Raw genomic sequence first — 9,679 nt, 5'->3', positions numbered from 1 at the left:
ATCTCGAACATCGCACCCCTTGAGCTGGGGTGTTGCGACGATCGCTAGAACTCAAGGGAGCGCCGTGTGCGGGGCCTTACGTCGAAACCGTCGAGTCATCGACTACAGCCTACGTCGGAACTGTGATCGTCGACAGGGACCCGAGTGGGGCGGCCGTGTTCGGGCAGCCTTGGAAACGGCTCGACCGGCTCCTCTCACCGGTAGACCTCGATCCTGTTGGCGTTCATGTCGGTCAGGACGCCGATGATGGCGCTGTAACGCGGCGAGGTGCCGGAATTCACCGGGAGCAGCAGGGTGTCCTGCGCGTAGATGGCGGCCTCACGCACGTTGTCGAGACTCAGCGACTGGGCCGTCCTCGACCTGATCTCGGTGCCGGCGTTGATGCGCCTGGTGGCGAGGTTGAAGTAGACGGCCAGTAGCTGCTTGCCCAGAGTGCTCTTCGGCGCGTTGCTGCCGTTGAACGCTGCCGCGGCCTCGTCGACTGACAGGGCCCCGTTCCGGTCGGTGTCGTAGCGCTGGTCGGTTGCCTGGATCCGTGCCAGGAACTCGGCCGTCCACAGTTGTTCGTGGTTCTTCCAGAACCCTTGAGACAGCGGGTCGCGAGTGGGCGGCACGGCGGTGATGGCGGTGGCGGCCGAGTCGGTGACCGGTGCGAAGGCGCAGGCGCCGCCGGCGTTCCGGTAGCTCACGGACACGGTGTCGGTGTACGTCGTCCCCGGCAGGGCCAGGAGCGTCGGTCGCGCCGTGAAGACGATCCGTTGATCGCCTGAGTCGGCCGGCAGGTCGCCCACGTTCCAGACGAGGGTGCGGGTGCCGTCGGCGTTGAGCGTCACCGAACCGGGCCTGGGGCCGGTGCCGGAATCGAGCGCCTGACTGTAGTAGACCCCGGCCGGCAGGGTGTCGGTGACCGTGACGCCGGAGGCGCCGCCGCTGCCCGTGTTCGCGTAGGTGACGGTGTACGTGAGGGGCCGAACCTTCCGACCGCTTCCCGTGCGCGAACGGATGATCCCCAAACCGGGGACGGCCAAGCGCCGTCGGTTGGGGATTCCTACCGTGCGGGACCGGGTGGTCCAGGCGTCCCTGAAGCTGGTACTGGAGCCGATCTTCGAGGCGGATTTCCTCCCGTGTTCCTACGGGTTCCGCCCGAAGCGCCGGGCTCACGACGCGCTCGCCGAGGCACACCACTTCGCCAAGAACTCCTATGAGTGGATGGTGGAGGGGGACATCGAGGCGTGCTTCGACTCGATCGACCACACGGCCCTGATGGGCCGGGTGCGTCGTCGAGTGGGAGACCGGCGCGTCCTTGACCTGGTGAAGGCGTTCTTGAAGTCGGGCATCCTCAGCGAGGGTGGCCAGTCCAAGAACACCGATTCCGGCACTCCGCAGGGTGGAATTCTCTCGCCGCTGCTGGCCAACATCGCCCTGTCGGTCCTCGATGAGTTCATCGCGGCCGGGCCGGGCGGGCCGAACTCCACGCAAGGCCAGCGGGCCCGGCGACGTCGCCAGAACCTCCCCAACTACCGGCTGTTCCGGTATGCGGACGACTTTCTGATCGCCGTGACCGGGACCCGCGAGCAGGCCGAGGACATGCGCACCCAGGTGGCGGAAGTACTCGCCCCGATGGGGCTGCGTCTGTCAATGGAGAAGACGGCTATCACTCATATTGACGAGGGGCTGGACTTCCTCGGGTGGCGCCTCCAGCGTCACCGCAAACGCGGGACCCAGAAGCACTACGTCTACCTCTACCCCTCCAAGAAGGCACTCCAGGCCGTCAAGGAGAAGGTCAAGACGGTGTGCCGACAGGACACGAACCTGCCGCTGGCAGTCGTGCTGCACCAGCTCAACCCGGTGCTGCGGGGCTGGACGGCGTACTTCCGGCACGGGGTGTCGTCCGCGACCTTCCAGTACCTGTCGGCCTTCACCTGGCGCCAGGTCTTCGGATGGCTTCGGCGCAAACACCGCCGATCCAACTGGAAGAGTCTGCGCCGTCGCTACTGCGCGGGCCGATGGTGGCCCGCCGACGACGAGGTCATCTTGTTCAGGTGCGCCAAGGTGCGGACCAACCGCTATCTGTATCGCGGGAACAAGATCCCCTCGCCTTGGCCGAACGGGACCACGATGGCAGCGGCCGTCTGAGAGGGCTTGTGGAGAGCCGGATGCCTGGAGATCGGGCACGTCCGGTTCGGGAGGCGGCTCGGGGAAACCCACTGGTGGAAACACCAGCAGGGCGCGTGAGTCGACCTCACACGTTGGCGGAGGAGGCAGGCCATACGGGTCCGGACCGGATCCACCGTCTGCTGAACAAGACCGACTGGAACGCTGACGACGTCCTGGACGACGTGCGCGGCTACGTGGTCGAGCACCTCGGTGACCCGGAAGCGGTCCTGATCGTGGACGACACCGGCTTCCTGAAGAAGGGGATACGGTCGGCGGGGGTTCAGCGGCAGTACTCAGGCACCGCGGGCAGGACAGAGAACTGCCAGGTCGGCGTGTTTCTCGCCTATGCCGGCCCGCGCGGCCGCACGCTGATCGACCGCCGTCTGTATCTGCCCACGTCGTGGACCGATGACCGCGAGCGGTGCCGCCGGGCCGGCATCGAGGAGTCGACCGGGTTCGAGACGAAGGTCGCCATGGCGAAGGCCATGGTCCGCCGCGCGATCGCGGAGCGGATCCCGTTCGGCTGGGTGACCGCCGATGCCGCCTACGGGTTCTCCAAGGGCTGGCGCTACGAGCTCGAGCAGGCGGACGTCTTCCACGTCCTGGCCACCACCCGGCACGACACCGTGGTCACCCGCCACGCCCTCAACCACCCCGTGCACGACCTGTTCCATGGTCTGCCCCGGCAGAAGTGGAAGCGTCGCTCGTGCGGAAACGGCGCCCACGGGCCGCGGGTGTTCGACTGGACCAGGGTCGAGGTCCGGCCCTGGCACCGCCAGGACCGCCGGCACTGGGTGATCGCCCGCCGCAGCGTCAGCCGGCCCGACCAGGTCTCCTACTACATCGCCTACTGCCCCGCGTCGACCACGCTGGACCAGCTGATCCGCATCGCCGGCTCCCGCTGGGCGCTCGAGGAATGCTTCCAGACCGCGAAACAGGAATGCGGCCTGGACGACTACCAGGTCCGACGCTACGACGGCTGGCACCGCCACATCACCCTCGCCATGGCCGCCCACGAGAGCCTCACCGTGCTGCGGGCCCGCGAACTCGAAGCCGGCAAAGCAGAAACGGATCCTCCCAGCTCATACCCCTCACACTCCCCGAACTCCGCCGCCTGATCCACCGACTCACCCACCGCCAACCAGCACCCGTCGAGCACGTCCTGCACTGGTCCCACTGGCGCCGCCGCAGACAACACCAAGCCCGCACCAGCCACTACAAACGACGCGGCCACACACCACCAGAAACCGAACCACCATCACACAAAACGCCGTTGCAGTACTAGACGTCATCTCATTTGGTGAGTCTGCGTAGCAGATGAGAGTGCAGGCGATGCTGGTGAAAGCGAGGAAGTGGTCGGCCTTACGTTCGTAGCGTCGGTGGAGTCGTCGGCAGCCGGCGAGCCAGGACATGGTGCGCTCAACGGTCCAGCGGTGGCGGCCCAGCCGCTGTGAGGACTCGATCCCTTTGCGGGCGATGCGGTGGGTGATGCCGCGTCCGCGTAACCATCGCCGCAGGTGAGGGTAGTTGTAGCCCTTGTCGGCGTGAAGCTTGCCCGGCTTACGTCGCCTGCGTCCACGACGGGAGCGGATCGGCGGTATGCCCTTGACCAAGGGGCCCAGGGCCTGGCTGTCGTGCAGGTTCGCGCCCGAGATTCCGACGGATATGGGCAGGTCGGTTCGCTCGGTGATCAGATGGATCTTCGAGTCGTACCTGCCCCGGTCCACAGGATTCGGACCTGTCAGGTCCCCCTTTTCAAAGCCCGCATGTTCACCGAGTCGATCGCGCAGCGGGTCCAGTCCAGCTCGCCGCGGGCGCCGAGCTCGTCGAGCACCACGCGGTGGAGATTGGCCCACACCCGGGCCTTCGACCATTCGCTGAATCGCCGATGGGCTGTTACCCCTGACAGCCCGAACGACGCTGTCGGCAGCTGCTGCCACGTGCAGCCCGACGTCGCCACGAACACGATCGCCGCCAGCACCTCCCGGTCATCATGCCGGCGCCGACCACCCCCCTGAGGTCGCAGCGGTGCCTCCGGCACCACCCGCTGAAACAGCTCCCACAACTCATCCGGCACCAGCCGCTCAACAATCCCCATGACCTGTCCCGCCTACGCCTTGCTTGAGCAAGTGGCTTCAGTCCAGGTCGCCTGGAGGTCACGGCAGACAAGGGTGAGGGTGCCGTCCCAGCAGGCAATCTCGTGGCTGCAGCCGTCCCCATGAGGCAGGATCTCGTCCAGAATCACTGGCCCGAGGTCCGTTCCCCGGTCCTCGTCGACGGGATCGATGACGAAGCTGGACACCCCTGCGTAGCGGATCAGCAGGTCCTGGTCGTGCTTCCAACAGTTGTGCTGGAACTCGACCTCCATCTCCTCACCGCCGGCACCCCGGACAGCCCGGAGCATCAGGTCCCTCACACATCGCCTGCTGCTGAAGTCGTAGTGGTCCGTGTCCGTGGCGAAAGCCCAGGCGCCTGGCGGCAGGTCACCGGAGATCGTGGGCAAGTGGCTCAGGTAGCGTGCCGGGTCCAAGATCCCTGACAGGTCGCCGACCTGCGCATCGAGATTGACGTACTCCATCTGCCTTCGCCCCCCGCTCACGACTTCCCACTGGTCGACGAATCGTCGGACAAGCTTCACTTACTGCTCCGCCCCATTCAAAGGACTCTCTTGCCTGCCAAGGCATCGAGTAGCTCGATGGCCTCACAGCGACTCAACACTTCATGAAATCGCTCATTGCGGAAGCTTCGCAGGCATGCATAGCAGCTGCTCTCCGGGCCACACTCGCAGGCGCTCACGCGGGAGAGTGCGGCCTCGACAACCCGGTCGAGATGATCTCCGATCCTGACCACGTTCCCCGCGCCGCCCGGCGTGGTGTCGAAGAGCAGCAGCAACGGCATCCCGTCGGTTCCCGTGTGGACCGTGCCGTCGATGTCGTCACGGCTGATCTCCAGATGGGCGGCCGCGCCTTCCAGCAAGGCGTAGACGCCGGAACGGAGGCGCTCCTGCGGTGCTGAGAGGGCGGTGAACGGGTCGAGGTGGATCTGGAGGAAGTCGGTCTGGTAACGGTGCGCGAGGGAGACGACCCGCAGTGGGCCGCTGCACTGGGCCTCCTTCAGCAGATGCGGATGGCCCGCACGCCGGTTTCCCGCCCGGGCGTGCGGACGGCCCCAGCCGCACCAGTCACAGATCTCGTAGCCGGCGCCGCCCGGCCCCTCCGAAACGACGACCATCTCGCCCCGAGCTCCCGCCGACCAGGCCGTGGTGTGACCGGAGGGGAACGCCGTCACCCCGTCCCGCACGTCGGCAGTGGCGGTGGACATGTGGACATCGCCGTACCAGGACCTACGCGGCGGGGTCTGTCCCGGCCGGCGCTGGGGTCCACGTGCGGCCACGAAGCCGTAGACGGGCTCGATGTACCGGCGCGGCGCGGCGGTGGACACGGCGCCGCAGGCGGTACACGTGGGATCCACGGCCTCGGTGGCCTCCCTGTAGCGCCCACAGGTGCCGCACACCGTGTAATGACGGCTCACCAGTTCGCGGTCGGGCAGGCGGTAGACGCCCGCCGAGGACCACAGCCGACCGCCGGCCACGATCTCGGCACCCGGCGCGTACTCGTGGACAGCGGCACTCAGGTCGCGGGTGAGTTCGAGCTGGCCGGCGACGGCGCCGCCGTCCTGCGGGATGCGCAGTTCGACGGTGTCCACGGGGAATCCGTACTTGGGCAGCACGTTGCGGTTGGCGAGGACTCCGAGCAGGTCGCGCTTCGTCAGGTTGTGAATGACCTTCTGGTACACATCCGCCAGCCGGTACTTGCGAGCGGCGGCCGCTTGGTCACGCCGTTCGCTGTAGGCGGTGACGTCCTGATCGAGAATCTGCTGCGCGGCCCTCAGGAGACGGTCCAGTTCGCCGACCCAGGCGTCCGACGCCACGCCGATCTCGTCCTGGACGGTGACAGGAAGAACCCGACGCAGAGAAGCGGTGACGCTTCCGGGAACGGGCGTCAGCCAGTCGTGCACTGCGTGGGCGGCGATCTCACCGGTGGTGTCGTCGGGCAGGAAGAACTCGCCTGCCGTACGCCAGACACGGCCCCTTTCCTCCTTCATGGCGCGGAGGAAGGCGGCGAGGGCGATGGAGTGGGCGTGACGGCGGTCGATGCGGACGTTGTCGACGGGGACGATCGGGGCCCGGACCTCCCCGGCGATCATCCGCTGGGGTTCCGCGTACCGCGAGAGGTCGTGGGGGCGTCGCTGGGCGTAGGTGAGGACAAGGGCGGCGGCGTCAGCGCGCCGCCCGGCTCGTCCGGCCCGCTGCACGTAGTTGGCCGTGGAGGGTGGCATGTTGCGCAGGACAACAGCCTGCAGCTCGCCGACGTCGACTCCGAGTTCGAAAGTCGTTGAGCAGGAGAGGGCATTGATCTGCCCGCGGACGAACTCGCCCTGGATCTCAGCGGCCTTCTCGCCGGTCCACTGCGCGGTGTGTTCCTGGGCCCGCAGCGGTACGGGGTCAAAGGAAAGGTAGAGGCGGCGGAGGTGACCGTCCGACTCGTCGGTGGGCTTGTACTCCTCGAGACGGCCGGTGCAGCGCAGTGTGGGGCAGACGCCCCTGACGGATACGGCAACCACGCGGCGGCAGCGGTCACAGGCGTGGAGCGGTTCGCTGTCCGCGGTGACGGGCCGCAGCCGGAGCCAGGCGTGGTCGAGTCGGCGGACCGCGCCGATCCCGGGCTGGCTCTCCCCCGGCAGCCATTCGGCGAGGTGCCCGGTGGTCAGGTCGGTCCACAGGCGGTTCAGTGTCTCCAGTGCGGCGGCTCGCCGGTCACCCGGGTGACCGAGTGCGTCCAGCACGCGCTCCAGGTAGTCGACACGACGGTTGGAGACGCCCGCAGCGCTGGGCAGCCAGCTGATCACCTTGCGTGCCGCGTCGGACCCTTTGGAGCGGACCCACACGGGTCCGCGGCGGGGGGCGAACGCCTCGTCGCCCGCGTCCACGTCCTCGGGCATGGTGAGGGCTCCCTGGTTGCGCACGGTGCGCAGCAGTTCCTGCACCAGCCACCAGGCGTCGTCGTCCGTCAGACCGAGGGAGGTCAGGGCGGAGGGTGGCTGCCAGAAGGGCTCGCGGTCGAGGTCGACACGGAGCAGGCCGACGCCTTCGAGTGACTGGCGGTCGTCGAGGCTGAGTACTTCCTGCATGGCCCACAGGGCGACCTCGCGCTGCTTGGCCTGCCGGGAGTCGGTGCGGCGGAAGACTCCGGCGCGGTCGGCGGCGCGCACCGTGTGGGCCACGAGATCGTCGATGTGCAGCGGCTCGTCGGGATCGGGGCAACCCTTCAGAGCGGCCTGTGTCATCAGGCGCCGGTGCTGGATGCGCGTATAGGAGTCTTCGAGGTGGGGGGCGAAGTACGCGGCGGCCTGCCGGCTGTCGCTGAAGAACAGGAGCTTGCGGCCCTGCCCGGGCAGCACGGAGGCGGGGCCTTCGGTCGCCGGGGGCAGCGCCTGGTAGAGGGCGGTGCCCAGGACCGAGGCCGCGGCCTCGTTGCCTGTTTCGAAAAGGCGGATCATGCCGTGGCCACGGGCGCCACACGCCAGGCAGGAGGCCGGGGTCCCCTCATGGGTGTCGAGCTGGTGGACGCGGCGCAGCTCGGTTCCCTGGCACGCGTGCGTCGTGCAGGCCGCCGTTCCGGCGGGGTGCACGGCCGCGCAGCGGGTGCACAGTCGGCGCTCGCTGAGACCGCCCTTGGTGCTCTCGCCGAGGGTTTCGTCGTCCTCGTCGACGCCGGCGCCCGCATCGTGCCCGTCCAAGAGCAGCCAGGTGTGGGGCTTGTCGGGAGACTTGCGGTGCACGAGGCGGGACCGTCCCCCCGGCCCGTCAAGGCTGCCGTGCAGGTGAACGGCACCGCAGCGGCGACAGGCGCCCAGTTCGAAGGAGGGGCGGGCGCAGTGCGGGCAGGTCTCGTGGCGGGCCAGGTCGAGGTGGGGGCCGGCCGGGTCGAGGCAGGTGAAGGCTCCTTCGGTGGCGCGTGCGAAGAAATGGTACCGGGCAGAGAGGACGGGGGCGCCGGCCGGGTCGAGGCAGGTGAAGGCTCCTTCGGTGGCGCGTGCGAAGAAATGGTACCGGGCAGAGAGGACGGGGGCGCCGTCGGTGTCGGTCGTCTGACTGGCGAGCTGGATGAGCGCGGTGACGGCGGCCGGTCCCACCGGGTCGCCGGGGAAGACGGTGTGGGCAATGTCGCGCACGGGCCGGGGTCCTTCGGCGAGGGCTCGGCGCAGGGCTGCGGTTCCGGCTTCGGCGGCGAGGGCCGCCGCCGGGGTGGTGGTGGCCAGTCCGTGCATGCGTGCGGCCGTCACGATTTCGGGGCCGGGGTCGGCCGCGGTGGCCAGGCGCAGGTATTCGGTGGGCGGCAGAGGCCCCCAGTGCGGGCCGTCGGGTGTGCCCACCCGGGTCGCGGTGACGAGGTCCTGTGCGGCCAGGTCGTCGGCGTCCCAGTGGAAGGGGACGTCGAAGAGTGCCTGGGCGAAGGCGGTGACGGCGGCCGGGTTCTCCTCCGCGCCGACGGTGGCGCTGGTGGCGATGGCCTGGATGTCGCGTCCCTGGCCAACCCGGTCCTTCAGCCGGCGGAGCAGCATGGCGAGTTCGGCGCCGCGCGCCCCGTCGTAGACGTGGGCCTCGTCGACGACGATGAACCTCCAGCCGCCCGCGTGCCCCCCTTCGAAGAGGTTCATGTCCAGGGGACGGAGCAGCAGGTATTCCAGCATGGCGTAGTTGGTGAGCAGGATGTGAGGTGGCGTGGCACGCATCTCGCGGCGACTGAGCAGTTCGTTGGGCAGGCGTGGCTCGCCGGGGTTGAGCTGTTCGAAGGTGTCGGCGGCGCGACGCGGGTCGTCCTTCGTGTCGCCGGTGTAGCGGCCGAACGTGATGTGGGGTGCTGCGGCCAGCAGTCGGCGCAGTCGCTTCATCTGGTCGTTGGCCAGTGCGTTCATCGGGTACAGCAGCAGGGCACGGATGCCGGGGCCGATGGTGCCGTGGGCGTGTTCGGCGGCGAGTGTGTTGAGGATGGGCAGCAGGAAGCTTTCCGTCTTGCCCGAACCCGTGCCTGTGGCGACTACCAGGTTGCGTCCGGCCACGGCCTTGCGTAGTGCCTGCTCCTGGTGGCGGTACAGGGGGCGGTCGCCGGGCAGGGCGGAGCCCGTCAGCTGCCGGAACGCCGGATGCAGCACGCCCTCGCCGATGAGCTCGTTCAGGGTGGCGCCCGGCGCGTACGCCGGGGTGGCTTCCAGCAGGGGGCCCTTGGTGAGCAGTGGGCTGGTGTCGATGGCATGGGCGAGTGCCTCGGCGAGACGGGGTTCACGCAGGGGCAGCAGCGAGCGCAGATATCGGCGGTAGGTGTCGCTGATCAGCGCGGATGTGGCGAGTGGGTCGAGGCTGTGCAACGGACTGGCTCCGAAAGGCGCGGCGGGCGGGGCATGGGCGAAAGAACGGCGGCTGCGGCTGGTGCGGCCGGTCCGCATCGGCCGGGACGGTTGT

General features: G+C 68.6%; 5 protein-coding genes and 1 pseudogene. 2 read left to right on the top strand and 4 right to left on the bottom strand.

Features of this window, described 5'->3' with window-relative positions:
* Positions 1-194: 194 nt before the first annotated feature.
* Positions 195-1,013, bottom strand: a complete 819-nt coding sequence (locus FDO69_RS16430) for a DUF11 domain-containing protein (RefSeq protein ID WP_159030620.1) — start codon at positions 1,011-1,013, stop codon at positions 195-197.
* Here FDO69_RS16430 and ltrA point away from each other — a divergent pair.
* Both ltrA and FDO69_RS16420 read left to right on the top strand, forming a co-directional pair.
* On the top strand, positions 1,003-2,136 hold the full coding sequence (gene ltrA / locus FDO69_RS16425; RefSeq protein ID WP_104780554.1) for a group II intron reverse transcriptase/maturase: 1,134 nt from the start codon (positions 1,003-1,005) through the stop codon (positions 2,134-2,136). The genes FDO69_RS16430 and ltrA overlap by 11 nt on opposite strands.
* 20 nt (positions 2,137-2,156) lie before the next feature.
* Positions 2,157-3,275 carry an IS701 family transposase gene (locus FDO69_RS16420; RefSeq protein ID WP_420878510.1) on the top strand — a complete coding sequence of 373 codons (1,119 nt, stop codon included), beginning with the start codon at positions 2,157-2,159 and terminating at the stop codon, positions 3,273-3,275.
* A 192-nt stretch (positions 3,276-3,467) separates the two neighbouring features.
* Here FDO69_RS16420 and FDO69_RS16410 read toward each other — a convergent pair.
* From FDO69_RS16410 to FDO69_RS16400, 3 genes and pseudogenes are all read right to left on the bottom strand, one after another.
* Positions 3,468-4,255 (bottom strand): annotated as a pseudogene (locus FDO69_RS16410) (IS5 family transposase); the annotation flags it as partial.
* A gap of 12 nt (positions 4,256-4,267) precedes the next feature.
* Entirely contained in the window at positions 4,268-4,795 is a 528-nt protein-coding gene (locus FDO69_RS16405) for a hypothetical protein (RefSeq protein WP_234387962.1), read from the bottom strand.
* A gap of 17 nt (positions 4,796-4,812) precedes the next feature.
* Positions 4,813-9,585, bottom strand: coding sequence for a DEAD/DEAH box helicase (locus FDO69_RS16400; RefSeq protein ID WP_138430110.1), 4,773 nt, complete (start codon positions 9,583-9,585; stop codon positions 4,813-4,815).
* Positions 9,586-9,679: the final 94 nt, after the last annotated feature.

Origin of the sequence: Streptomyces tibetensis (assembly GCF_007655005.1) — a bacterium.
Classification (GTDB): domain Bacteria; phylum Actinomycetota; class Actinomycetes; order Streptomycetales; family Streptomycetaceae; genus Streptomyces; species Streptomyces tibetensis.
This window is presented reverse-complemented; position numbering and strand designations above follow the sequence as displayed.

Excerpts from the sequence above, each read along its gene's own strand:
- FDO69_RS16420 (WP_420878510.1), top strand. The coding sequence starts at position 2,157 with ATGCCTGGAGATCGGGCACGTCCGGTTCGGGAGGCGGCTCGGGGAAAC.
- ltrA (WP_104780554.1), top strand. The coding sequence starts at position 1,003 with ATGATCCCCAAACCGGGGACGGCCAAGCGCCGTCGGTTGGGGATTCCT.